The 24906-nt window shown below is 57.8% G+C and carries 20 protein-coding genes; 10 read left to right on the forward strand and 10 right to left on the reverse strand.

Going from position 1 to position 24906, the window contains the following annotated elements:
* Positions 1-236 precede the first annotated feature (236 nt).
* Together DMO26_RS02640 and DMO26_RS02645 are read right to left on the reverse strand one after the other, a co-directional pair.
* Entirely contained in the window at positions 237-1559 is a 1323-nt protein-coding gene (locus tag DMO26_RS02640) for a glycosyltransferase family 4 protein (protein WP_117190448.1), read from the reverse strand.
* Positions 1540-3168, reverse strand: a complete 1629-nt coding sequence (locus DMO26_RS02645; protein ID WP_226951159.1) for a hypothetical protein — start codon at positions 3166-3168, stop codon at positions 1540-1542. Before DMO26_RS02645 ends, DMO26_RS02640 begins: the two co-directional genes overlap by 20 nt.
* A 196-nt stretch (positions 3169-3364) precedes the next feature.
* Here DMO26_RS02645 and DMO26_RS02650 point away from each other — a divergent pair, with 196 nt between their 5' ends.
* The gene (locus DMO26_RS02650; RefSeq protein WP_117190450.1) at positions 3365-4927 is read left to right on the forward strand and encodes an O-antigen ligase family protein; all 1563 of its coding nucleotides are present in this window, start codon (positions 3365-3367) and stop codon (positions 4925-4927) included.
* A 23-nt stretch (positions 4928-4950) separates the two neighbouring features.
* On the opposite strand, the gene DMO26_RS02655 is transcribed toward DMO26_RS02650, so the two are convergent.
* Positions 4951-5964, reverse strand: a complete 1014-nt coding sequence (locus DMO26_RS02655) for a glycosyltransferase family 2 protein (protein WP_226951160.1) — start codon at positions 5962-5964, stop codon at positions 4951-4953.
* Between the two features lie 227 nt (positions 5965-6191).
* On the opposite strand from DMO26_RS02655, the gene DMO26_RS02660 reads away from it, so the two are divergent.
* Positions 6192-7397 (forward strand): glycosyltransferase, encoded by a 1206-nt coding sequence (locus DMO26_RS02660; RefSeq protein WP_117190451.1) that lies wholly within the window; start codon positions 6192-6194, stop codon positions 7395-7397.
* A gap of 36 nt (positions 7398-7433) precedes the next feature.
* Here DMO26_RS02660 and DMO26_RS02665 read toward each other — a convergent pair whose 3' ends face one another.
* The 4 genes from DMO26_RS02665 to DMO26_RS02680 form a co-directional block, all read right to left on the reverse strand.
* On the reverse strand, positions 7434-8417 hold the full coding sequence (locus DMO26_RS02665) for a glycosyltransferase family 2 protein (protein WP_117190452.1): 984 nt from the start codon (positions 8415-8417) through the stop codon (positions 7434-7436).
* Positions 8417-9214 carry a P-loop NTPase family protein gene (locus tag DMO26_RS02670; RefSeq protein WP_117190453.1) on the reverse strand — a complete coding sequence of 266 codons (798 nt, stop codon included), beginning with the start codon at positions 9212-9214 and terminating at the stop codon, positions 8417-8419. Before DMO26_RS02670 ends, DMO26_RS02665 begins: the two co-directional genes overlap by 1 nt.
* 68 nt (positions 9215-9282) lie before the next feature.
* Complete coding sequence (locus tag DMO26_RS02675; protein ID WP_117190454.1) at positions 9283-10758, reverse strand: GumC family protein; 1476 nt, start codon at positions 10756-10758, stop codon at positions 9283-9285.
* A 55-nt stretch (positions 10759-10813) separates the two neighbouring features.
* Complete coding sequence (locus DMO26_RS02680; protein ID WP_117190455.1) at positions 10814-12070, reverse strand: polysaccharide biosynthesis/export family protein; 1257 nt, start codon at positions 12068-12070, stop codon at positions 10814-10816.
* A gap of 305 nt (positions 12071-12375) precedes the next feature.
* On the opposite strand from DMO26_RS02680, the gene epsE reads away from it, so the two are divergent.
* The 6 genes from epsE to DMO26_RS02710 all read left to right on the forward strand — a co-directional run bounded on the left by epsE (position 12376) and on the right by DMO26_RS02710 (position 18572).
* Positions 12376-13629: an exopolysaccharide biosynthesis GT4 family glycosyltransferase EpsE gene (epsE, locus tag DMO26_RS34895; protein WP_117190456.1), complete on the forward strand. Its 1254-nt coding sequence runs from the start codon at positions 12376-12378 to the stop codon at positions 13627-13629.
* Between the two features lie 130 nt (positions 13630-13759).
* Positions 13760-14806, forward strand: coding sequence for a glycosyltransferase 61 family protein (locus DMO26_RS02690; RefSeq protein WP_226951163.1), 1047 nt, complete (start codon positions 13760-13762; stop codon positions 14804-14806).
* Positions 14806-15504, forward strand: a complete 699-nt coding sequence (locus tag DMO26_RS02695; protein WP_226951164.1) for a serine O-acetyltransferase — start codon at positions 14806-14808, stop codon at positions 15502-15504. The genes DMO26_RS02690 and DMO26_RS02695 overlap by 1 nt, the downstream gene beginning before the upstream one ends.
* Positions 15461-17089, forward strand: a complete 1629-nt coding sequence (locus DMO26_RS02700) for an AMP-binding protein (RefSeq protein WP_117190458.1) — start codon at positions 15461-15463, stop codon at positions 17087-17089. The genes DMO26_RS02695 and DMO26_RS02700 overlap by 44 nt, the downstream gene beginning before the upstream one ends.
* Positions 17086-17319, forward strand: coding sequence for an acyl carrier protein (locus DMO26_RS02705; protein WP_117190459.1), 234 nt, complete (start codon positions 17086-17088; stop codon positions 17317-17319). The genes DMO26_RS02700 and DMO26_RS02705 overlap by 4 nt, the downstream gene beginning before the upstream one ends.
* Positions 17319-18572 (forward strand): type III PLP-dependent enzyme domain-containing protein, encoded by a 1254-nt coding sequence (locus tag DMO26_RS02710; protein WP_117190460.1) that lies wholly within the window; start codon positions 17319-17321, stop codon positions 18570-18572. The genes DMO26_RS02705 and DMO26_RS02710 overlap by 1 nt, the downstream gene beginning before the upstream one ends.
* 12 nt (positions 18573-18584) lie before the next feature.
* Here the strand turns inward: DMO26_RS02710 and DMO26_RS02715 are convergent, their stop codons facing one another.
* Positions 18585-20024, reverse strand: a complete 1440-nt coding sequence (locus tag DMO26_RS02715) for an exopolysaccharide biosynthesis polyprenyl glycosylphosphotransferase (RefSeq protein ID WP_117190461.1) — start codon at positions 20022-20024, stop codon at positions 18585-18587.
* 332 nt (positions 20025-20356) lie between these two features.
* Between DMO26_RS02715 and DMO26_RS02720 the strand changes: the two genes are divergently transcribed.
* Positions 20357-21907, forward strand: coding sequence for a GMC oxidoreductase (locus DMO26_RS02720; protein WP_117190462.1), 1551 nt, complete (start codon positions 20357-20359; stop codon positions 21905-21907).
* A gap of 52 nt (positions 21908-21959) precedes the next feature.
* On the opposite strand, the gene DMO26_RS02725 is transcribed toward DMO26_RS02720, so the two are convergent.
* Positions 21960-23018, reverse strand: coding sequence for a glycosyltransferase family 2 protein (locus DMO26_RS02725; protein WP_162894671.1), 1059 nt, complete (start codon positions 23016-23018; stop codon positions 21960-21962).
* A 426-nt stretch (positions 23019-23444) separates the two neighbouring features.
* Here DMO26_RS02725 and DMO26_RS02730 point away from each other — a divergent pair, with 426 nt between their 5' ends.
* Positions 23445-24248, forward strand: coding sequence for a WecB/TagA/CpsF family glycosyltransferase (locus DMO26_RS02730; protein ID WP_117190464.1), 804 nt, complete (start codon positions 23445-23447; stop codon positions 24246-24248).
* A 5-nt stretch (positions 24249-24253) separates the two neighbouring features.
* Here DMO26_RS02730 and DMO26_RS02735 read toward each other — a convergent pair whose 3' ends face one another.
* Entirely contained in the window at positions 24254-24904 is a 651-nt protein-coding gene (locus DMO26_RS02735; protein ID WP_117190465.1) for a 4'-phosphopantetheinyl transferase family protein, read from the reverse strand.
* Positions 24905-24906: the final 2 nt, after the last annotated feature.

The following is a 24906-nucleotide window of genomic DNA, read 5'->3' on the forward strand; positions in this document are numbered from 1 at the left end:
ACGCAACTATTATTGTTGTTTTTATAGTAATATCAACTCGATCAAAAGGATTAGTTTGAGTCTCGGAGAAAAGGACGAGATTCGCAATCTAGAGTAAGCTAGATAAGCTTGCAAACTTGCAATAAATGCGGGATTATTTTCAGGGAGCTCGACCTTTGATTGCGCAAGGGCGAGCGGCACGATCCATGCCAAAGAGCTTATGGTCAACAGGTCCGGTTTGCTGAATATTGATCAATTCAGGCGACGAAGGCACTATAAAGCTTCGTACCCCAGGACAAGGATCGATCAAAGAATTTCTGCCGATCCTGTATGAGTGTCGTCCGCAGCTCATGCAGTTTCCGGGTGTCGCTGGCGAGGAGGTTGAGCGCCGAACTGAATGCCCGGACATCATCGGCCGGAAATTCGATGCAGGCGCCGGCTACAAGCTCCTTGGCCGGGACCACGGAGCTGAGGATGGACGGAACCCCGTGAGCGGCGGCCTCCACGACCACGAGGGCGAGTCCTTCCGGGAACGTGCTCCTAGTTGGGCAGGCGAGCAGATCGGTTTGCGCCAGCTGCTGATGCACATCGTCCGCATTCAACTGTCCCAGCATGCGAATTCGTCCGCTGAAGGACGAGGCTGCAATCCGTCTTCTCAATTCAGCCTCGGCCTCTCCCGCACCGGCGAAGGCCAGGGTTATGTGGGGGTATCGAGCAGCGGTGTTTTCGAAGGCCGCGAGAAGATCGAAAATACCTTTCTCCTCTTGCAGGCGCCCGAGGAACAGAATGTCTCGCAATTGATCCGATTGGCGAGGGCTTGCGAGAAACTTCGAAAGCAGCTGCGGCACCTCGGCGTAGAAACGTTCGGCCTTGCCGCCTGCAAGCTCGACGACCTGCCGCCTTGTCTCTTCGGACGTGCACACACCAGCCTCCACACGCCGGATCGACAAGCTCGTCATCCGGCGCTTGAGCCTGTCCTTGATGGACTTGGGTTCGAGGCCCATCGGCCAGAAGTTGTTGTGGGCGGTGAGAACGATTTTTGTGTTTCTCGGAATCGAAGACACCACCCACCAAGGCGTATCGACGCCCATAAGCAGGACATGGGGCTGATATTCGTGCAATTCCCGAACCACCTTCCGGCTGAAGGTGAAGCTGGCCTTTCGATAGGACAGGCTCCCGCTTGGTCGCGCGCGGGGAATGCTGACGAAACGGAAACGAGGGTCGCGGTGTTTCGGCAGGTTTTCCGGCTCGGCAATGAGCAGCGCCATAGCCTGAAGTTTCTCAATGAGGGTATAAAACATGGTCGAATAGGCGACGACGGGCGTCCGGGGATCGAAACGACCCTCAATCCAGTGATCGAAGGTGCCGGCCACATCGCCCGGGCCAGCGATGAACGCGACGCGCGGCGTTTGGCTGGGTTGCAGGCCGAGACGGGTCCTGAGGCTCTGCGCCGCATCATCCGGGATCGCGACGAAATCGGAAATATTATCTTCATCGGCGACATCCGGCGTTCCCGGCCGAAGCTGCGTGATATGGTCCCCCGTCAAGCCCAGAGGATGTTCAGCGAATGTTTTTTGCATTCAGCACCTGCTGGACCGCTTGCCATTTCGGATGGCTTTCGCCTTCATTTTCCAGCAGCCCCCAACTACCCCATTTGCTGGGTCCGCTCATCGACGAAAAAAGTGCATAGAGTTCTCCGCCGGACGCCCACCAGTTCCGGAGATGGCGTCGATAGAGGTCACCCATGCGGGGATCGCGGTTGGCGGCAATGAAGAGATCGGTCAGCATGTCATTGTTCTCGGCGCCGCTATGACCCACGAGATGCTGCCCGCCCTCATAAGCGTAAAGCTTGGCGCGATACTGATTGGCAACCGCCACCTGGTTCCGGATGATCTTCTTGTTCTCTATCTCGACTTCTTTTTCGAGCTCCGAGAAAAGCCGGTCAAGCGACCATTTCGACACGTCGTCTGCCCGCTCCGGTGAGCCCAGGCTTCCTCCAAAATAGGGAGCGATGGCGAGCACATCCGCATGCTGCGCGACCCCCTTCCAAGAGAGGATTGTCGTGCTGGTCCATTCGTTCACCGATTGCGCAGCATAGATCCCGATGATCCTCTGGCTATCAGCGCTAAAAATATCTTCCCAGATTTTGAGAATTTCCGTGCTGCGATGGGCATAGTAGCGCAACTGCGCCTCATAGTCGTTGCTCGACAGGCCAAGCGCCAGGCCCTGCGCGCGCGCGTGATCGGCCTGACCAAAACTGGTATTCCAGACCTCGTTGGAATATTCGACGTGAACGTCAAGACGCGGGTCCAGATCCTTCTTGACCTGTTCCGCGAACGCTCGGACAAAGCCGTCGTCGCATAAATGCGGCATGTTGAACCATGGTTCGATCCTCGTCTCGTTGCAGAGATCGATCATATCTTCGAGCGGCACGCCCAATTCCGACCGGCCGAACTGGCCGCGTCTGGGCCTGTCCGCCCAATGAATAATCCCTGAATTGTTGGTTCCCATCCAATCCATGAAGCGCAACGCCGACATGCCGTTCATTCGCTCCAGAAACGGTTTTCTGAATTTAGGCGGGATCGTGACGCTCCGTTCATGGATTCGGATGTTGCGAATCGGGTCTGTACGATCCGTTTCCGTAATTCGGGCCGTGAAGGGATCTTCCTTGCGAAGGTTTCGGACGTCGTCGCGACCTCTTGCTCGCGATTCCAGCTGAGCCCCGCCCTTGTATTCGAGTTTGCCTTTGCCATCGTAATAGACGGAAAGCTGAACCGGCAGCGCCTTTCGCTCGGATGTGAAGATCAGAAAGCTCTCCAGTACGGAATTCGGCGGAACGGCCGTGGGATATCCATCCTCCGTCATGGGTGGCAGCGGCGTGTCCCAGGTAAACGCGTCACCCTCTATCTGTACGCGCCATCGAGAAGCATTGTAGGCAAGGTTCGAAAAGGCATATTCGGTTGCCCAGTAGCTCATTCCAGTGAGATTCAATGCCAGTCGGCCGGAGACTCCCTGTGCCCTGGCCGGGCCAAAGTTCCGGGAGATCAAGAGGGGAGAGATTGCAGCACTCGATAGCAGTTGCAGAAGCGCCCGGCGCTTCACCGACGATTCTTTCCCCAGGTCCATGGCCGCCTGCCCATCCCGTTGCAAAACCACGCGCTCATCTTCTGATCGAAGAGCATCGAGCAATCCGACGCAAGCAATCCAAATGGCGGTCTCAGGGTCTCCGATCGGCTTAGGTGCTAACCCTTTCGAACAGATGGGGAGTGGCGTCCCTAACGTGTAGCCTTCCAAGCCGAGTTTGGCACAAGAGGAGTTCCGGTGTCACAAGCGCTTACAGGTGAAATTCTTCGGTGGGGCATTCTGTTCGGGTGCGAGACCTTCGATGCCTGAATATTTCCGTGCGCTTGTTTATATTCTGATCATCAGCATCCCGGTCTTTTACGTCGCCAAGAAAATCGCCGTGCCTCTGATTGATGAGGTGGAATTCAGGCTGTGGCGAAACTGCTGGCTCGCGGCGACCTGCGTCACCTTTCTGTCCAGGAGCTTTTTTGATTTCGCTGCGGCGCTCACGCTGATGAGCATTTATATTCACCGCAACTCCAAACAGCCCCTGTTCCTCTATGTGATCTTGATGTTCGTCGCCCCGTGTGTCCCCGTGGGCGTCGGGATCCCCGGCATCTTTAATCGCATCATCGACCTCGATCCGCCGCGGCTGATGGCGATATTGATCCTTATCCCCATGGCGATCAGGTTATGGAGGGAGCCGGAACGCAGGAACATGCAATTCGCCGATGTCTTCATCCTCGTGTTCTTCCTCTTCATTTCGATTCTCTCTCTGAGGCTTGGCGATATGAACTCCATTCTGCGGGTTGTGCCGGGCTATTTCCTCGACATCGTACTTCCCTACTACGTTTTCAGCCGCTCGCTGCGTTCGGGACTCGACATCAATCGATCGCTGCTTGCTTTCGTATTCGCCGCGATGCCTCTCGCGGCCATCGGCGTTTTCGAAATCTGGAGAAACTGGCGGGTATACTATGTGGTGGTGCAGGAGTGGGACGTCGTTCTCATCACGGCCTATCTTTTCCGTGACGGCCTGTTGCGAGCGGCGACCACATCGGTGGAGGCGATTGCTTTCGGTTTTCTCTGCATGACGGGAGCGGGCTGTCTGCTTGCGCTTCGAACCCCAAAACCTTTGGGGGTGTGGCGATATCTGGCCCACGGCATCTTGCTCGCCGGCCTTCTGTCCAGCGTCTCGCGCGGTCCCTGGCTCGGCTTTGCCATTTGCGTGGTGGTGATCCTGTTGGCCAATCCTCGTCCATCGCTGAAGCTGCTTTGCTGGCTTTCGCCGGGCCTCATCGCGGTGATCGTCGTGCATCCGCCATTCATAGACCGCTTCATGGACCTGCTTCCGTTCGTCGGGTCCGCGGACAAAGGGAGTGAGACCTATCGCTCCGCTCTACTGGAGAATTCGTTGGTTGTCATCGATCGCTATCCGTTGTTCGGGTCGGAGACATTTCTCAGAGAACCGGAGATGCTTAGGATGATCCAAGGCCAGGGCATCGTCGACGTCGTGAATACCTATCTGCAGATTGCGCTCCACTACGGCTTACTGGGCTTGTTCCTGTTTCTCATGTTCTTTGCCGTGGTGGCCGCCAGATTGAGCGTGTTGTCTCTGCGCAGCAAAACGGCCATGATCAACTATCCGGGCCTTCTCGGCCTGTTGATAGGCATGCTTTTCACCATTGCAACGACCAGCAGCGTATCGATCATCCCATATATATACTGGCCTTTTTCCGGTCTGTGCGCAGCGTTGGCGGCCGGTGGCGCAGGCATGGAGTGGAGTGGTGCAGCAAAGGACGGAGGCGGAATAAGAAAGCTCGGGCTTGGAGCCGTCGTCGGGTCACCTGAAAGGCGGAAGATGCGTATCCTTAATTCGGGCAGGTGAGTGAGGCATTGAGATACCGCGACCTATTTGTATTCAATGATCCGCTGCTGTCGCTTGATCAGCCGATTTACATGAAACTGCATTATCCCCTGCATTTCGGGGAACTTGCCGAAGACGGCAAAGACCGCGTGAGGCCACCGATCGGCATCGGTCGATGTCATGCGCCCGGCAAGACGCAGGACCTGGAGAGGATAGGCGAGCAGAAGGGTGAGGCTTGCCGGATGCAAGGCGATGCCACCGATGGCGAGGGCCGGTATGAACCCGCCCCACAGAACAGCGCGACGGACATTTCGGCGCCAGATTCGGTATGGCGACTTCCGATGAAGATTGGAGACCTGTGCATAGGCATGCCCGCAGCGAACACTTCTTCGCCACCATTGGCTCAAACTGGTCATGTCTGCATCATGGCGTGCCATTTCGAGTGGAAGGCGCCAGATTTTCCAACCTTTTTCTCGCAGACGCACGCAGAGTTCGGGCTCCTCGCCGGCAATCAACCGGTCCGAATAGCCGCCGACATTATTCAGCGCTTCAGCCCTGATCAGGATGTCACCTCCGCATTCGGCCACTTCGCCGGGCTTGCCATCCCATTCACGATCGCACATCGCATTGAAGATGGTCTGTCCCGGATGAATCTCGCGGCGGCGGCCGAAAACCAGAGCCAGTTCCTTGCGGGTGCTCAGGAATGCCGTAGCTGCGTTGATCCATGCGGCGTCCACTTCGCAATCTCCGTCCAGGAACTGTACGAATGTCGTGTCAGGCCAGAGGTCCATCAGGGCATCAAAACCGGCATTGCGCGCGCGGGCCGCTGTGAAGGGAATGGCCAGATCAAGTGATATCACCCTCGCACATAGGGCCGAAGCGGCCTGCACGCTTCCATCGGAGGAGCCGGAATCGACGTAAATCGTGCGTTCGCTGTAGGGCTGCAGCGCCTTGAGGCAGGTAATGAGACGTTGCCCTTCATTTCTACCGATAACGACGATGCCGACCTTGGCGTAACGACCGAAATTCATATCGATGGGCGTCTTCCGGGTATCCATCCGCGTCATTCCCCATTTCATCCACGAGGTGCCTGATCAACGTCGGCAGTACTGAAGTAACTCCAGAGTTTTGTAGGAATTCGCCGTTTGGCTGTAAATTTACCTCTTTGGTGGAAGCCATTGCCGAGGGATACGCTGTTTGTCGGGCTGAGCCGCAAGCTCGGTTTTTGCTACACCTTAAAGGTAGACATTCAGAGGAATGCCGAACATGAAGGGGTGATTGGGGAGTGCGTATCGCGTATTTCACCAACCAATATCCGGCGCCGAGTCATACGTTCATAAGACGGGAAATCATCGCGCTGGAGGCGCGGGGACATAGCGTTGAGCGATATGCCGTGCGCGCTTTCCGCGGAGAGCTGAAGGACACCGATGATATCCGCGAGGCTCAGAGGACACGTCAGCTGTTAAAGACGCCCCCGGCATCCGCCACAGTCATCCTCATGCGCATGCTATGTGCACATCCCTTATCGTCGCTGAGTGCGCTCAAAGGCACATTCCGCTTCGCGAGGGCCGCAGGCGGGCGCTTTTTTATCCATCTCATCTATCTTGCAGAGGCGATGATCCTTGCAGATTGGTGTCGCCGAGACGGCATCGATCATCTGCACGTGCATTTCGGCACCAATCCAGCCACGGTCGCCGCCCTTGCGCATCAGATCTGCGGTGTGAAATTCAGCTTCACCGTTCACGGTCCCGAGGAGTTCGACCGGCCTGAAGTCCTGGGACTCCACGACAAGATCCGGGCGTCGTCCTTTGTCGTCGCCGTAAGCTCGTACGGACGCAGCCAGTTGCTGCGCTGGGCTTATCCCGATGACTGGGAAAAGGTTCAGGTGGTTCATTGCGGCATTGATCAACGATACCTGGGTGAGCCTGTCGAATGCCGGGGCACCGAACGGCGGCTTGTATGCGTGGCGCGATTGTCCGAACAGAAGGGCCATCTTCTGCTGTTGCAGGCAGCGGCGAAGCTGCAGGCGGAGGGTTTGCGGTTCGAACTCGTGCTGGTCGGCGACGGTCCGCTGCGAGCTGAAATTAAGACGCAGGTAGAACGCCTCGGACTTGACGGAACGATCATGATGACAGGTACGATTTCGCAAGACGACGTGCGTGGTGAAATATTGCGTGCCAAGGTACTGGTTCTGCCGAGTTTTGCCGAAGGCCTGCCCGTGGTTCTGATGGAAAGCCTGGCACTGAGGCGTCCGGTGATCTCGACTTATATCGCGGGCATTCCCGAACTCGTTCAACCGGAAAACGGTTGGCTTGTCCCGGCGGGTGATCTCGACGCTCTGATTGAAGCCATGCGCGATGCCCTGGACGCGAGCGACGCTGAGCTACTCAGTAAGGGGGAAGCGGGACGTCGCCGTGCCCTTGAGCGGCACGATGTGAACCGCTCCGCAGCACTGTTGGAGGCGCTGATGAAGCAGCAGAGAACGGCCTGAAGGCTGGCTTGAAAAATCTCGCCGACAAATTGGGCGTCATGCTTTTCGGAACGGCCCAGCGTGGCGCAGGAAGTCCTGCAGGATATGCGGCGGCAAGTTGGCCGATTTGCCGGCCATCAGCAGCCGGAGGCGGCAGGCCAGATGGCCGCCGAGCCAAGCCAAATCCGCCAGACGTGCATAGCTGCCGCCTCGGTGCTTGAGATAATAGCGCCTGCGGGATTGAAACCAGTAGATGGGGCGGCGTGACGGACGGACATGCCGGGTGACGCCGGTGGCCTGCCCGACGAGATGAATCACCCGGCTCTGTGGCACATGCCAGCAGGACCAGCCGGCGGCGGCAGCCCGCATGCAGAAATCGACCTCTTCGTAATAGAGAAAATACCCCTCATCGAGAAGTCCGAGTTGGTCCAGCAACTTGGTGCGCAGGATCATGCATGCACCGGACACCCAGTCTATCCGGGATGGTGTTTTCGGCATTTCGGGGGCGATACGCCATCGGTTGAGAAGGTAGGTGATCGGCCCGAGCCTTGCCTCGCTTTCAAATTCATTGGCGATGGAAGGAAAGCGGAATGCACAGGCCTGCCTCCGCCCATCCGGATGTTCCAGCTGACTGCCGGCGATACCGGCCTCCGGCGTCGTCTCCATAAATTCGACCAGACGGGTAATGCTGCCGGGCCGGGCGATCGTGTCGGGATTCAGCAGCAGAATATATTCGGGCTTGCCGAAGGTCATGATGGCATATTCGATGCCCCGGTTGTTCCCGTAAGCAAACCCCCCGTTCTGTCCCAGGGGGAGGCATGCCACGTTCGTCCAACCATTTTCATGTATCGCCGCGACAATTCTTTCGGCTGATCGATCACCCGAGCAACCGTCAACGACGACGATACGTGTTGCGTGAGGCACGGTGCCGGGAACACTCAGCGATGCCAGGCAATCGATGACGAGATCCGCAGTCCGGTAATTGACGATGACGATTGCCAATTTCAGACAACGATCCCGCATCTCGTCGCTTGCGGACATTAGAGACCATGCCTTTTCGTCTTGTTCAGAACGACCTGCATGCTTTTGGTCGGGCCGATATAGCTGCGACATATTTCCAGATCTGACCTTTTTGATTTGCCGACCGCCGCCACGATCACCGCCGTATCGGACATGTCGATGAACGGGATGACCTCATCGGAATTCAGCATCGGTGGGAGATCGAAAATGATGAGGGTCGGCCTCAGCAATTGGCGATTGGCTTCGACTTGCAAGGTCATGCGTGCCAGGTCGGCGGGCAGCGGAATTCTCCCTGTCCCCCACGCCGCACGGAGAAACCGCAGGCGGACGCCCCTGATGTCGATGGTCGATAGCCAGCCGTGAACCAGGTCTTCGTAAGATGGCTCCGGCGCCAGTCCCAGAGCCTTTCCTACTCCCGGATTTCTCGCATTTGCATCCACCAGCAGAACATTTGCGCCAGGCACCCGGGCAAAGCTGAGCGCAAGATTGACGGTCGTGACGGTGGTGCCGCAACCGGCCGATGGGGCACTGACCGAAATTACCCGCGTATCGGCTTCTTTGCGTTGGTTGATGAGGTGGTTACGCAGGACGTCGTAGGCGTGGGTGATCGCGTTGCTGCTGTCGAACGCAATGATCCGGTTGGAATAAAGGAAAGTCGGGGATAGAGGGTCTGTGTCGAGAGACAGCGGATAGTCGTCTTGAGGATGATATCCATTGATCCGGCTGTCTGGATAGCTGCCCGTGATCTCCGGGAAGCCGGCGGTCTCCAGCCTATCCGTTCGTCTGCCTCGAAGCGAGGTATTCTTGATGATCTCCATGAAATTCTGCCCTGTCCCATCGATGCGAGTTCTAAACGGAATTCCGACCATTCGGTTGATATTGCCCCTCAGGATGGTCCGCTATTTGCAGTAACGGCGTTCCGAAAGGCTTTTGCCATATGCCGCGTTGGCGTCCAGTGCGGAATGACGGCAAGGGTTTCCCCTGCGAGCAGATCGGCGAGATCGAAAGTGCCTCGGATAGTGCGATCAAGGAGATGGGTTGCATAGATGCTGGCGGCTCCGATCCCCGCCGCCGCCAGGCAGACGGCAACCGCGAGATAGGCGCGCCTTGGCCCTGCGGGCCCTTTTGGAACCTCCGGCTCCTCGACAACCTCGATCTGTAGAGCCGCATCTCCCACCTCCAATCGTTCGCCGAGACGGGCTGTGTCGAGCTTGGCCTGCATTTCGTCCATCGACCGCTGCAGAGAGGCTTTTTCGGCTTCATGCGCAGCGATTTGCGTGCCCACCTCGGGAGCCAGGGAAATAGCCGTCCGTAACTGGTTGATACGTTGCATCAGTTCATTTCTCTGATTGTTGGATTGTTCCTGCCGTGGTTTCGCTCCAGCTATACGTTCGGCGACCAGCATGAGCTCCGGGGTAAGGGGCTGGATCTCGTTTGTCGGCGTTCCGGCGGCATCGTCCTGCCGGGCTGCAGTGATTTGCGCCTCTATCTCGTCAATACGCTGTTTCAGGATGCGGATCTGTGGGTGAGCGTCTGAATAGATCAGTGATTTGGTGGCAATTTCGCTTTCAACGTCGCGGAGCTGCGAAGTGAGGCGCGTTACCTGGCTTGCCTGCTCCGCGCCCATGCGAAGCTGCGCTTCATAAACACGGACATCCTCATTGAGCGCCACAATTGCGCGATCCAGGAGAGCCAGTTCCTGTTCCTTTCCCTGCAATTCGAGGAGCAGAGCCGGGATCCGGGTGGGGTGGGAGGTTCCGTTTTCTTCGATATACTTGTTCCAGATGGCTTCGCGTTCGCGAAACTGTTGGGCGACGCGTTCGGCCTCCAATGTCAGAAATCGCGTTGTTTCCGAGGCGCGCGTAAGTCGAATGCGACGGTTCTCTTCGACGATCTGCGATACGAGATCGGATACAACCTCTGTGGCGACCAGGGGGTCGGCATATTTGAAGCCGATTCTGATCATTCCATTGCTTGCACTGCGGTCCGGGCCATCCGAGAACTGGATATTCAGGGAAATTTGATTGCGCACGAGGCTGGCAAATTGAGCTTTCGGCAAAACAGCGGCCAAATCCGGGAATAGGAGGTGCTTATCCGCAAGTGCGAGGAGATTTTTCCGCGATAATACCCTTTGCTCGACGAACTGCAGCCGATCATTGGATACCGTCGGCGATACGAGGGAGGTGGGTATCTGCTGGAATTGCAGCAGCATCAGCGCTTCGGACTGATACGTTCTGGGCATGGTGTAGATGAAATATCCGCCGGCAAGGAGGGTAACGACCGCCGGCACGATGGCGTAGAACGGTTTGGCGAGGGCGATCTCGATATAATAGAGAGCGTTGCGCAAAAGATCGTTGATCATGGTTTCGTCTCGGGGCCTCGGGTACGAGATACAGGGGTCAGCCGCGAAGTCTCCTTCATTGAGCAACTGCCGCACTGAGTTCGACGATGGGGGGATTTTGGGGTACTGCGGACCGTCCGGCTGCAGCAGCGCCGCGTATGTTGTCGGTATCGCTGTAGAACACGCGCAGCAGATCGCCGGGCAGGACCGGAGTCATTTCCGTCGCCTCAAGCTCCCGCATCTCGCCCTCTACGAAGCGGACGATATGATAAGCAATCACCCGCCTTTCCCGTTGCTGGCTCACCGCTTCGTTCGCGTCGTAGATGGCCATGATGCGCGTGCTGTCGGCAAGCCGTGCCGCCGTGTCGTCTTGCTCGCGCCGCGCCGCGCCAAGTTCAATCAGCAACTGGGTGCGGCGCTCCTGGCGGACGCTTTCGTATCGGGCGATCTCCGCAATCCTTGCCCGTTCCGCGACCATCATCTCAGACTGCAGGCGGCTGATTTGCCCTTCGAGCTCAGCGATCACGCCCTCCTGTAGCGACTGCTGAGAGCTTTCCGCTCCGCCCTTGGCTACAAGGCTGTTGATGCTCTGCAGGCGCCGCTTCGCGAGATCGACGCGTTTCGACAATGTGTCAGCCTGTTCCCGCATGGCGGTCGCCGTACCTTCGGCAAGGTCGTTGGCCTGATTTTTCGCTCTTTCCTCCATGTCCAGCGCTTCCATGCGGGCATTCAGCAACGATTGCTCCTGCGCCAGGGCCGGAGACGCGGCGAGAGCCTCAGGGGTTGCTATTGATCTCTCCTCCCGAATTTCTGTCTCCAGGCGGATAATCCGTGCTTTCAGTTCCTCCAGGCGCATCTGCGATTGTTCGACCTGTCGCCGCACAAGGATCGACCGGTCCTGGTCGGCGGCCAGCAATGTCGTGCGGTAAAGGCCGCCCGAGACGCTGACGCAGTGAAGCACTGTCATGTTGGCGCGGTAGGGGTATTCTCCCGGCCTCACCACCTCTCCGGTGACATAGACCAGCTGCTGGTGCTGGGAGTTCGGCCTCAGCATGACGGTAAGATTCGGCTTATCGTTGAAATACACTTTCAGCCGCTCGATAAGCTGCCCCTCCAGTTCCGATACGGAGAGACCGGCTCCTTTTATGTGGCCGGCGAGCGGAAACGACATCCATCCATCCGGCCCGATTACGACTTCCCGGGCAAGCTCGGGCTCCTGTGCAAGCCATAGCTGCAGGGTGTCGCCGGGCTGCAGTTTATAGATCGTTTGGGCGGTTGCATCCCCAAACGCCAAGCCAAGCAGAAGCCCCGCGAGCCTCACGATCCCACGCATTCACGCACCCCCGATGATTGGCTATCCCCTTTCCATGTCGCAGGAATAGGACGGGTTCATACTAAGGCTGCCGAGAAGGCGTGCAAACAAAGCACAAAGAAGTACGCATCCGCCTTAGGGTATAGACCGAGCGGGCGAGGTAGAAGCGGTTATATCCTTTCGGGTGAAGGTATCAATCCAAGGGCAAACTTGTGAGGCGGGGGGAAAGTCCCGACGATGCCGATGGAGAGAAGGGCAGCCGTCGGCCAGTGATATTGACGGGGACGCGATCCTTTCACTTTAAATCCAAAAAGAGTGGAGAGTTCATGGCGCGCCGCATCGGCTTCTTCATCCCAGAATTTCCGGGCCAGACTCATATATTCCTGTGGCGCGAGCATGCAGCCTTGTCGGAACTGGGCATCGAAGCCGAATTCGTCTCGACAGCCCGCCCTCCCGCGGCCATTGCGTCGCATGCCTGGGCGGATGCGGCGCGCAATAGAACCGAATATCTGCTGCCGTTCGGTTTTTCGGATGCGCTCTCGGCAGTGTTCGAAATCCTGAAAGCCGGCCCCAGGAATATTGCGAAGAGCATGGCAACCGTCGCGGCAGCGGAAGTCAAATCCCCCTTTGGCCGCCTGCGGATATTCGCTGCCCTCTTGGTGGCGGGCAAGTTGGTCCGGCTGGCTCATCGAGGCCGATGGTCGCATATTCATGTCCATTCCTGCGCCGAGGCTGCCAATGTCGCAATGTTTGCGTCACTCCTGTCCGGGATACCTTACAGCCTCACGCTTCACGGACCGACATTGGAGGGTTACGGTCCCAACCAGCCGCTGAAATGGAAAAACGCGGCCTTCGCCACCGTCATTTCGAAACGGTTATTCGATGATGTGGATGCCAAGCTGAACGGATCGAAGCCGGCCCATGTCGCGATCGCACCCATGGGGGTAGACCTCACACAGATCCGCCGGATTCGTCCTTACGTCCCATGGAAACCGGGGGAGCCTTGCCGGATCTTCACCTGCGGCAGGCTCAACCCGGTCAAGGGACATGACTTTCTACTGGAGACCGTTGAAATGCTCGGCGAGCGCGGCTTCGACGCCCGGCTGCAGATTGCCGGGGAGGATGAAAGAGGTGGAACCGGCTATCGCAAAAACCTGGAAGCTCTCGTCGTGGAAAAGAGGCTTACCGGTTGCGTCGAGCTTCTGGGAGCGATTTCCGAAAACCAGGTACGGCAGGCTCTGGAAGAAGCGCATGTTTTTGCGCTCGCCAGCCTCAATGAGGGAATATCCGTCGCTATCATGGAAGCCATGGCGATGGAAATGCCGGTGATCGTGACGGACGTCGGAGGCAACAGCGAACTTATCGACAACGGGGTGGACGCCATATTGGTCACTCCGGAGCGCCCGGAGGAAATGGCCGACGCGATCACGGAAGTATTGCGGAACCGTGAGCTTTCAGCCCGGCTGTGCCGGGCGTCTCGAGCAAAGATCTCCGCGAAATTCCATCACCGCATCAGTGCGCATGCAGTGGCGTCACTTTTGGAGCAGCGGGTAACGGCGGCACCGAATACATCGAAATGAGTATGCCGATAGCCCAAAGGCTACGGCGAAACCCTTGGCAACTATGCGATTATCTTCCTGAGATCACGGCATTGCGGAGAGCTGGATCCTCATCCCGCGATGCGGTTTGCAGGCTTCCGAGGAGGGCGGATTGTTTTCTTTTCTGCCGATCGTGCATTCGTTGAGGAAAGCTGCCCGCGTGCCTTTTCCAGATATCGAGGCGGCAGCCGCGGATCGCTGGACGATTGCTCCGGCCACTAAGCGATTCATCCGGCCGGCAAAATTTCTTCCGCATCATCTCGACCGTATCAAGGCTGCGCAATTCGGTACCGTTTCCGAGGTATTGAAGGGTTTCCGGGGGAATTATGAAACGACGCAGGAGGCGACGATCGGCTACAGGCTGGCAGACGTCGATCTCATAGATGGCGTTCTCTATCACCGGACATCTTCGAGGAGCCTGAAGCCGCGCCGTCGCCGGTTGCCTATCTACACCCGTCCAAAGATTTCGGCAAACGGCGCGATTTTCGAATCCTGGGTCGGCAATCGCTGGTTTGGCAACTGGCTTGCAGACGATTGCCTGACTTATTCCCTGGCGGATGAATATGGAACGCCGGTGACGACGCGACCGATCACGCAGGGTCATGAGCCGCAATATGCCCGCAAGCTCGATCTGAAGCCGGTTCATGTTAGGGACGTTCATTTCGACGAAGTCATCCTTTTCAGGGACAAGGGGCAGAACGAGGGAAAGAAGCGTCGCGCCGATCAGGCCCGTGGGAGGCTTCTCGCATCGGCGTCGCCTTTTCCGCATCATCCAGGTGTCTTCATCCTGCGCGGGGAGCGGGGCGATCAGCGGGTATTGGTGAATGAAGCCGATATCGCATTACAATTCGTATCGAAATACGGATTTTGTGTTCTCGATCCATCCGGTTCGTCGGTCGATGACATCATTCACGCCTGCGCCGGAGCGCGCGTGGTCGTGGGTGTCGAGGGGAGCCATCTCGTTCATGGCCTCACGGTCATGCCCGCTAGCTCGACATTGTTCGTCATCCAGCCGGCGGACCGGGTGGTTGCCGCTCTCAAGGTACTCACGGATCGTGAGGGGCAGGGATATGCCTTCGTGGTCGGCGAGGGAGCCAACAGCGGCTTCCGCGTCGAGTGGTCCGATATCGAGCGCACGATGGATATGGTGGCTGCATGATGTCGCGTCTTCGCTTCCTCAATCCTCAATCCAATCCGGTGCCGAACTGCCGCGTGTCCGCTCCACCGGCTATACGATCGGCGTCCTTCCGGGAACTCGTCCGCAAGGACTACCGGCGGCACGGAAACAGGGTTCTAAGTGCCGGCTTCGTCTCGTTGCTTGTCTATCGCTTCGGTAGATGGGCGGATCTGCGCCGGACATATCTTGCCCGCAAGATCGCGCAGAAAATCTATGGCGCGATCAGTACGGTCGTCTCGACTGTAACGCGTGTATGGATCCCTGCTCAGGCGACGCTTGGCGACGACTTTCATATCATTCACGCGGAGGGATCGATCTCGATTCATCCGGATGTCGTGATCGGGAAGCGATGCGGCATCATGCACAATGTGACCATCGGCACCAACATGACCGCCGGTGCGCCGCATATCGGTGACGACGTCTTCATCGGCGTGAATTCCACCATCCTGGGTGATATCCGGATCGGTGACCGCGTGCGCATCGGCGCCAATACGGCGGTCAGCACCGACGTTCCTTCCGATTCCATCGTTATCGGCTCGCCTGCGAAAATCTATCCCCGCTTGGGTCCATTCTTGAGCGGAGGAGCAAAAGAGGGTGAAGGAAGCCGAGACACCGGACCTTGTGGGAGTAGAACTCATGAACGCACTGACGACGACTTTCTATCAATTGCTGGCCGATAACATACACGTCCGTCCAGGCAAGCCGGCGATCATCGACGGTCATCGTGCCGCGAGCTACACTTCGATCGCGATGGAAGTGGATCGTCTGGCGGGCTATCTCCAGAGCAGGAACATCCGGCCCGGCGATCGGGTGATCGTGCATCTTCGCAAGAGCATCGCCGAAGTCACCGCCATGTTCGCGATAGCGAAAGTCGGCGGTGTGATCGTGAATGTCAGTACGCAATGGACCATGGAGCAGCTCGGATACGTTGCCAGCGATTGCGGCGCAAAGCTGATGATCATCGAGGCGAGAGCCGCAGAAGCATTGGCCTCGCGTAAGTTGCCGCCGACTGTTGACAGTGTCCTTATCAGGGGGAATTTCTCCGGCGACACGATGTTCGATCTCTGGGATCAGCTCGCCAACGACCTGTCCGGCGATGAGATTGCGCGCCTCGATACCGAACTCGCCATGATCATCTACACATCCGGCTCCACCGGTATGCCGAAAGGTGTGATGCTGACCCACCGTAACATCGTAAGCGGTGCCCGGTCTGTGTCGCGCTATCTCGGGCTCCGAGAAGACGACCGTCTTCTTAGCGTTCTCCCCTACAGTTTCGACTACGGCCTCAATCAGCTAACCTCGATGATGCTCATGGGCGGAACGGTCGTGCACCAGGCGGTGCCGATAGCCACCGAGATCGTTCTTTCCATGCAGAAGCATCGCGTCACGGGGTTCGCCGCGGTGCCGCCACTCTGGAGTCAGATCGTCCGCCTCCTCATGGAAAATCCTACGGAATTTCCAGCCCTCCGGCGTATTACGAATTCCGGTGGCAAGATCCCTCTCAACATCCTGCAGCAGATGCCGAGGGCATTCCCGGATGCGGATATCTATCTGATGTATGGCCTCACGGAGGCCTTTCGCTCCACGTATCTCCCGCCGGAGAAATTCGTTCGCAAGATGGGCGCCATCGGCCGCGCCATTCCGGGGGTGGAAGTTTACGTCATCAAGCATGGCGAGGGGATTGCGCATGCGGGCGAACAGGGTGAACTGGTTCACCGTGGCCCGCTGGTCAGCCTCGGTTATTGGGGCAAGCCGGAGGCGACGGAGCAGAAGATCCGCCCATGCCCGGAACTCTGGCATCTGATCGGCGACGAGCCGGTGGTCTACAGCGGCGATATCGTCCGGATCGATGCGGATGGCGACCTCTGGTTCGTCGGCCGGAACGACGCGATGATCAAGACCAGCGGCTTCAGGGTCAGCCCAGATGAGATCGAGGATCTCATCTGCCGCAGCGGTGTGGTGGCAGAGGCGGTTGCCTTCGGCGTCGACGACGATGATCTCGGACAAGCCGTGCATGTCGCAATTACCCGACTCGGCGAATTCGATGAAGAGGCGCTGGTGCGTTACTGCCGGCGGGCAATGCCGTCCTACATGATTCCTCGACAGTTCCATATCTGGCCGGAAAGCATGCCGCGAACCTCAAGCGGCAAGATCGCCCGGCCGGACGTAGTGCGCATCTGCCGCGAGTGGATGCATCTGGGCGGTGTTCCGCCCCGGGATATTCCATCAGCCAATATCGAGGAAAAGCGGGAGAACCTGATATGAAACTTACTCATGGAACGCTGATCGATTACCTACGCAATTCGTTGAGTATCGAGAACGCGGACACCGAAAGCGAGCTGTTCTCGTCAGGCCTTCTGGATTCTGTTTCGATGGTGAACCTCCTGGCTTTCATCGAACAGTCGACGGGCATGGCCATCCGCGCCGAGGATGTGACGCTCGATAATTTCGACACACCTTCCCGCATACTGCGCTTTACCGAAGCCACCGTCTGATGGACTGCACCTCATCGCTCGACACCCTGCTTGATAGTGCCGCGGCATCATTCGGCACCCCATCCTACGTCTATTTTGCTTCCGTTATCGAAAACCGGGCGTCTATGCTGCGAGAGGCATTCAGCGGGCGGTTTGAACTCAGCTTCGCAGCAAAGAGCAATCCCAATCCCGCGATCCTTGGCTTCATGAAGGATCAGGCAGAATTTCTCGATGTCTCGTCGATCGGCGAATTCAGGACGGCCGTCGCCATGGGATGGGATGCGGCGCGGATCAGTTTCACCGGTCCGGGCAAGCGCGATTTCGAAATCAGGCAGGCGATCGAAGGCGGGATCGGCGAGCTTATCCTGGAATCGGTTCGCGAAGCTATTTTCGCCGATAAGGTCGCCGGAGAGCTGGGGCTCATGCAACCTGTCCTCATCCGCATCGCCCCACCGACTGTTCCCAAGGGGTTCGGAGATCAGATGGCGGGCCGTCCTTCCGCCTTCGGCATCGACTGGGAGGATGCCGGTCGGGACATTCCGGCAATCGCGGCTCTATCCAACCTCCGCATTGTCGGGCTGCACATCTATTCCGGCACGCAATGCCTGAAGCCCCAGGCGATCTGCGAGAATTACCGCAATTTTCTCGACATTTTCCGGCAGGTCTACGGCCGCGGATTGGCGCCGCCGGAGAAGCTGGTGTTCGGCTCCGGGCTTGGGATTCCCTATCACGACGGCGACATGCCGATCGATCTCGATGCCGTCGCCACGGGCATCTCCGCCGATATCGAGGAATTCAAGGCGATGCCGCAATTTGCCGGCACGCTGCTTGTGCTGGAGCTTGGACGTTATCTGGTCGGCGAGGCCGGATATTTCCTGACGCGCATCGTTTCCATCAAGGAATCGCGTGGCGTCAGGATCGGCATCTGCGATGGCGGAATGAATAACCACCTGCCGGCGTCCGGTCATTTCGGAATGGTGATGCACCGCAACTACGCAATGCACAAGGTCGGCGGGCGGGGGAGTGCAGGGCTCGGCAATGTAGAGAAGGTCAACCTCGTCGGTCCCCTCTGCACGTCCATCGATCGGCTTGCGATCGGCGTCATGCTTCCGCGGATCGAAGAAGGCGATCTCATCGCTATCCATAACAGCGGCGCCTATGGGCTGACTGCCAGCCCCGTCCACTTCATCAGCCATACCCCTCCGCGCGAAGTGCTGATCGAGGTCGCCGGCATGCGCGAGATAACATATATCGGGCAACTGCCGCTGGCCTGAGATTGCCTTCGATCAGTAGGCCTTTCCGAAGTCGCAGATCTGGACGGCAGTGCGGATAATGATCTTCATGTCCAGCCAGAACGACCAGTTGTTGATGTACCAGAGATCGTGGAATATCCGCTCCTCCATCTTTTCGATGTTTGGCGTTTCCCCGCGACAGTTGTTGATCTGCGCCCAGCCGGTCAGGCCCGGTTTCACATGCCTGCGATAGGCATATTTGGTGATCTGGGAGTCGTAGAGATCATCATGCGCAAGCGCGTGCGGACGAGGCCCGACGATCGACATTTCACCTCTGAGAACGTTCCAGAATTGCGGCAGTTCATCGATGCTGGCTGCACGAATGACTGCGCCTATTCTGGTGACCCGGGGATCGTTTCGCGTGGCCTGGCGGACGTCGCCGCCGTCTTCCATCACTGTCATACTGCGGAACTTCAAGATTCGGAAACAGCGCCCGCCATGCCCTTTGCGTATCTGTTTGAACAGGACGGGGCCGGGAGAATCCAGCTTGATCGCGATGGCGACGACGAGGAGCAAAGGGAAGAGGGAGAGGATGGCCGTAAGCGAAAAGACGATGTCGAACGCGCGTTTCGTTCCTCGTTCGTAGAGGCTGAGAGGTGGACGTTGCGTTTGAAAAGCCGTCATGCTGCCGATCTTGCCTGACGGCGCGCTCGTCAGCCGGCCGATAACGCCATCAAAGATGACGTTCACAGGCAAAGCGGAACGCCGGAGTTCACCAAGATAGAATTCGAGATTGGCGACGTTGGGATCCTGCCAGATGATGAAGACCTCATCGATATAGTCGGATTCGCTCTGTTTTAACCTCTCCAGGGCATTGGCCGCCAGAAACCCTTCCTCCGACAGACGCAGGGTCTGCGTCAGGACCATCCCGCTTGCCGCAGCTTCGTGCTGCCAATGGTCGGTCGGAAAGTCTTCCCGACATATCAGCAATACTCGCCTCATCCTGAAGGAGCCGGCGGCAGCCGCAGATGGCAGATAGAGATGCCAGAACACGCGCGTGGATATGAGGCCGACGAAGACGATCATCGCGGTCATCAAGGTCCCGCCGCGAGAGTAGGCCTGCCCGATTTTCAGGAAGAAGATTACGGTAAGAAGGAAGGCAAACGTACTCGGGACGAGAATGCAGATGAGCCGGATCTGTGGTCTGAGGAGCTGGATGCTTTCCGGACTGTAAGCATGGGCACTGTGCATGGCGAGCACAAAGGTCGTTGAAAGAACAAGCCCGATCCCGATAACCGGTGAAGGGTCCGGAACAGACCCGAAAGCGATATACTCGTAACCCGCAAATCCGAGGCCGCTCGCACCGACGAGAAAGATGAGATCCAGCCCCGCAGCAACGTAGGCGATGCTGCGATATTCGAGCCCTCTGCTTTGGGGCATCTGCTCGAACGAGTTATTATACCTTTCTGTCTGCGTCTCGATCGGTGTGAACATGATTAAACCCCTACCAGAAATACGAGTATAGCTGGCGCCGGAGGGGCGACAATGTATCCATCCTACGTCCTAAGAGTGAGAGGTTTATAGCCTATTTTCGGCTTGGATATGCCTTAGGTGGTAATTGGATCATGGGTAGATTTGGATTAATAATTGAATAGGTCGCAACTTAAATTTATTATCAGTTGACATTTATTTCATTGTTTGACGGGTGTGAAGGGAGATTAAACTTTATTGTTCTTCTTTATTTTCAATTCTCACTTGGCAATCCATCCAGTCGCGGCTTCGGCGGTCAGAAGCTTCCGCCACGGTCCTAGTTGTATGGTGATGCAATGGAGTTTGAGTGGGACGTCGCCATCGTAGGCGCAGGAATGGGCGGCGCGGCCGTCGGTTATGCGCTGGCAAAAGCCGGCCGACGTGTCTTGTTCATCGAAAAAGGATTTTCGCAATTTTCGCAGGACGAGGATGACCCGGATACTTTCGATGAAACCATGCGTTTGAGGAACGGGCGATGGCCGCAGCAGATTTCCGGCATGGTGGACAATCAATCCGTCCGGTTCTTTCCAGCGCTCGGATGCGGCGCCGGAGGATCAACGCTCCTTTACGCGGCGGCACTCGAACGTTTCTCGCCCGGAGATTTCCAGGCCACCGATGAGCTCGGCGAGCCGGCCTGGCCCATCGATTATGAAGGGCTTGAACCGTTTTATCGACTGGCCGAGCGCCTTCTTCAGGTACGCGGCAGCCAGGACCCGCTGCAGCCCGAAGCGGATGTCATCGATCCCCCCGTGATGACGCGATGCGATCAATACTTTTTCGATTCAGTGCAATCCAACGGCATGCATCCCTACCGGGTTCATACCGCATGTAGATACGTCGAAGATTGCAGCCAATGCGGCGGTGCCATTTGCCACAAGTCCTGCAAACAGGATGCCCGTCACGCCTTCATCGAGCCCGCGCTTGCGACCGGCAACGCCATGATCGTCGATCAATGCAATGTGGAAAAGATCGAAGCTGGCAAAGGTGAAGTGACGGAATTGCTCTGCCGGAGGAATGGCAAGGCGCTCACCTTCACTGCCAAACGTTACGTTCTGGCTGCAGGGGCGCTTTCTACGCCATTGCTGCTTCTCAACTCCCGGAACGAACTCTGGCCCAACGGCGTGGCAAACACATCTGATCTCGTCGGCCGCAACCTCATGTTTCATGTTTCCGACTTTTTTGCCGTCTGGCCACGGGGCCGTATGCGCGTGTCGACGCCGGGAAAGTCGATCGCCTTCCGGGATTTCTACGAATATCAGGGCCTGAAATTCGGGGTCATCCAATCGACCGGACTGACCGCGACCTCCAGGAACATCCTGCATTTCCTGAAATCGATCATCGACCGGCAGGGCTGGATCTGGCTGAAGCCGCTCAAGCCCCTGATGCGCATTCCGGCGGCGATTGGCGCGTTCATTTCCGGCAAAGCGACGATCTTCGCTTCAATTCTCGAGGACATGCCCTACCCGGAAAACCGGGTGAAGCCCAATCCCCAGGAGCCGGACCGGATCTTCTTCGAATATACGGTTCACGCAGAACTCCGTCAGCGGATCAAGGCGTTTCGCCGCCTTTATAGGCAAGCTTTCAAGCGTCATCGGATGATGGTGCTGGGCTCCGAGGTGAATCTCAATTTCGGCCATGCCTGCGGCACCTGCCGCTTCGGCACGGATCCGTCGACTGCGGTTCTGGACGTCAATAATCGCACCTATGATCTTCCCAACCTCTACATCGTGGATGCTTCTTTCTTTCCCACGAGCGGGGGAGCCAATCCGAGCTTAACCATCGCAGCCAATGCCTTGCGGGTGGGCGCGTATATCGCCGAGGAACTGGCGACGAAGATCTGCGTCTGAACACGCTGCAGGGCGAGGGTTCGCCGCTGCCGCGCTGCTCGCCTTGTGCCGATCAGGTCTCTGTCGGCCGGTCACGATCGGTCCTTATCCAGACTGACCTGCGTGAATTCAACATATAACCGGGATAGCGCTTGATCTTGCCGATGGCATATTTCGGCAGTTCGATCAGGGCATGCGGTGGAAGCACGCGCTTTCCGTGAACCCACCACGCATTCGCAAGGGCAGTCCCAAAAAGTGTGACGCTCAAGGTGGAGACAAGGAAGGGCACCATTGCCGCCTCCGTCGCCGCAAGTATCCCCGTCAGAAGCAGCATAGCGAAGAGGAGCGCGGCGAGCAGTGTGAGCGGAGGGACCAATGCATCGAGAACCAGTGCCAGATAGCCGCTGTTCCTGAACGTGCCGGTATCCAGCAAAGCGGAAAGCAGTGAACGCATCAGACGGAGGCGTCCGGCGTCCCATCGCGAGACCTGAGTTCCAAGTCCCTTAATCGAATAGGGGAACCTGCTCCTTATCACCGCCGTATCGCAGAAAAGCGGGGCATGGCCGGCGCGGGCGAGATCCAATCCGAGCTTCATGTCCTCCACGAGATTGCCGTGTGCGAGTTCCGCTTCGCGGATTACCGACCACGGAAATGCCATGCCGGATCCGGTCAACTGGACGGGAAGGCCGAGCCTCGTCAATCCGAGAAGCCGGATACGGTTCTTGAGAAGGAAGGCGAACTCTGACACTGCGAGATTGATCGCGGCAACAGGCGGTGCGATCATCAGATAGCGCGATTGAAGAGGTCTATTGGTCGCCGCGCACATGCGGGTGAGTTCGTCCAGCGCTCCGGGTTCGAGCCAGCAGTCGGCATCGACGATCACGACGATCTCCGGCGGCGCCTCGGCAAGATATCGGACGCCGGCGTCCAGTGCATATCCCTTGCCGCGGTGAAGCGCATCGAAGCGCTCGACAACTTCTGCACCCGCGTCGCGTGCATTCATCGATGTCATGTCGTTACAATTGTCCGCGACCACGACCAGCCGATCACCATTCCGCAGCTGCTCTTGAATGTTCCGCACCGTATCGCTGATCTGCAGCTCTTCGTTATGTGCGGGAACAAGGACCGCCACCGATGGTCGCCGCCTGTCCCGCAGTGCTGCTTTGCGTGGGCTGGCGCTGCCTGCGACACATTCAATCGCGAGGACAACCGCGGGAAAGAGAAGCACCAGCGATAATAGCAGTGCGGCCGAACTCAACAGATATTGCGACATGATCCTCGCCCCTGAAGTGACTTCATGAGCGGCATCATAGTCAAAAGCTCGCCGATCGAATTTACCTCGCCCTACCACGTTCGAGGGGACGAAGGCTCATCCTTTTTCGGACGGTGAAGGGCCGATTTGGAAACGCCTACGTCCATCTGATGCCGGCCGGTGCGATTGAGCGAGGGTGTCGGTAGATATTACAGTTAAGGTAATGAAAGCAGAGAGTTACTTGGGAAAGTAATTCTTCGCTGCCGATGTTTCGTGTGGTGGTCGCAGATAAGGAGGAACTGGTCCATGGCGATCGTCGATGTCCCGTCCTATCCAATAGACCGTGGTCCGGCCAAGTCTGGAAGGCGGTATTTTCTGGGATCACCGTTCGATCCTCTCACCCACGAAAACGTCCTCGACATGGTCAGGAACGCGGCTCCGGGATTACGCTTCCGCTATATCGTCACCCCCAATGTCGACCATGTCGTCAGGTTGCAGAGAAACGGCGGCCTTGGGCAATATTATAAGAACGCATGGATTTCCGTTTGCGACAGCCGGCCCATTGCAGGCCTGGCCAGACTGCTCTTCCTGAAGCTCCCGGTGGTCACCGGCTCCGATCTCACGGCAGGTATTTTCAGTTCCGTCATCCGTGACGGCGATTTGATCACCCTCATTGCGCCCCATGAATCCGTCGTGCGGGATCTCCGCGCCCGATATCCCGGCGTGCAGTTCCGCGCCTGTTTGCCACCTCATGGAATCTGGGACAATCCCGAAGCTCTGGAAGCCTGCGTCGAATTCGCTGTAGCGGCAGAGGCTCGGTTTCTCTTTATTGCCGTGGGCTCACCGCAATCCGAAAAGATCGCCTATGAGCTGTCGCGCCATCCGGAAGCACGGGGTATCGGCCTGTGTATCGGCGCCTCGCTCGAATTCCTCGTCGGTGCGAAGAGACGCGCGCCCGTCTGGATGCGGCGTTCCGGTCTCGAGTGGCTGCACAGGCTCTGTTCCGATCCGCGCCGACTGTGGCGGCGGTATGTCTATGCCGTATTGCCCCTCGCCATGCTTTTCTACGGCGAACTAATCGGCCGCGGATCGCGGCTTGGTCCCGGCTGAGTTTCTCAGCGGATCATCATGCCGGCGACGATGTAACCTCGCCGAAAGGCGATCCGTCCGTCCAACCGGTCGAAAGTCCTGAAGGGCGCAATATCCGTTTCGAAACATGCCGTGAAGGATTCTTCCGCCAGCTTGAGTTCGACGCGGACGGCGTCATAGCCGAATATGGCGTGGCTCAGCGGATACTGGCATTTGTACGCGCATTCCTTTGCGCTGAAAATCGCCGTCAGCAAAAGCCCCCGGATGAATGGCTGCTGGCGCTCAAGCCAGATGCGTTCGGAGAGCGTGCATATATCTTCCGCCAACGCTTCATCGAGCGGTGCGGCCTCCTCCAGATCGATCCCGAGCGCCTTTATGCCGTCCGAATGCCGCGCCGCGACGGCCGCGCAGCGGGTGGTGGAATGGCTGATGCTGCCGGTGACCCCCCCAGGCCATATGGGTGCGCGGTCAACACCCATGGGGATCGGCATATCGGCCAGCCCCAGGCCGTTCATGGCCTGTCTGGCGCAAGTGCGGCCGGCAATGAACTCGCGCTGCCGGCGGGTCATGGCCCCGGCTATCGCCGTCTGCTCTTCGGGAAAAAGGGCGGGAAAGTCTGCCGACAGGGCGCTTTCCGCCACTGAGATGAAAGGGTCGAATATGCCCTCGAACAACATCG

This window comes from Rhizobium terrae, from assembly GCF_003425685.1.
Taxonomy (GTDB): domain Bacteria; phylum Pseudomonadota; class Alphaproteobacteria; order Rhizobiales; family Rhizobiaceae; genus Neorhizobium; species Neorhizobium terrae.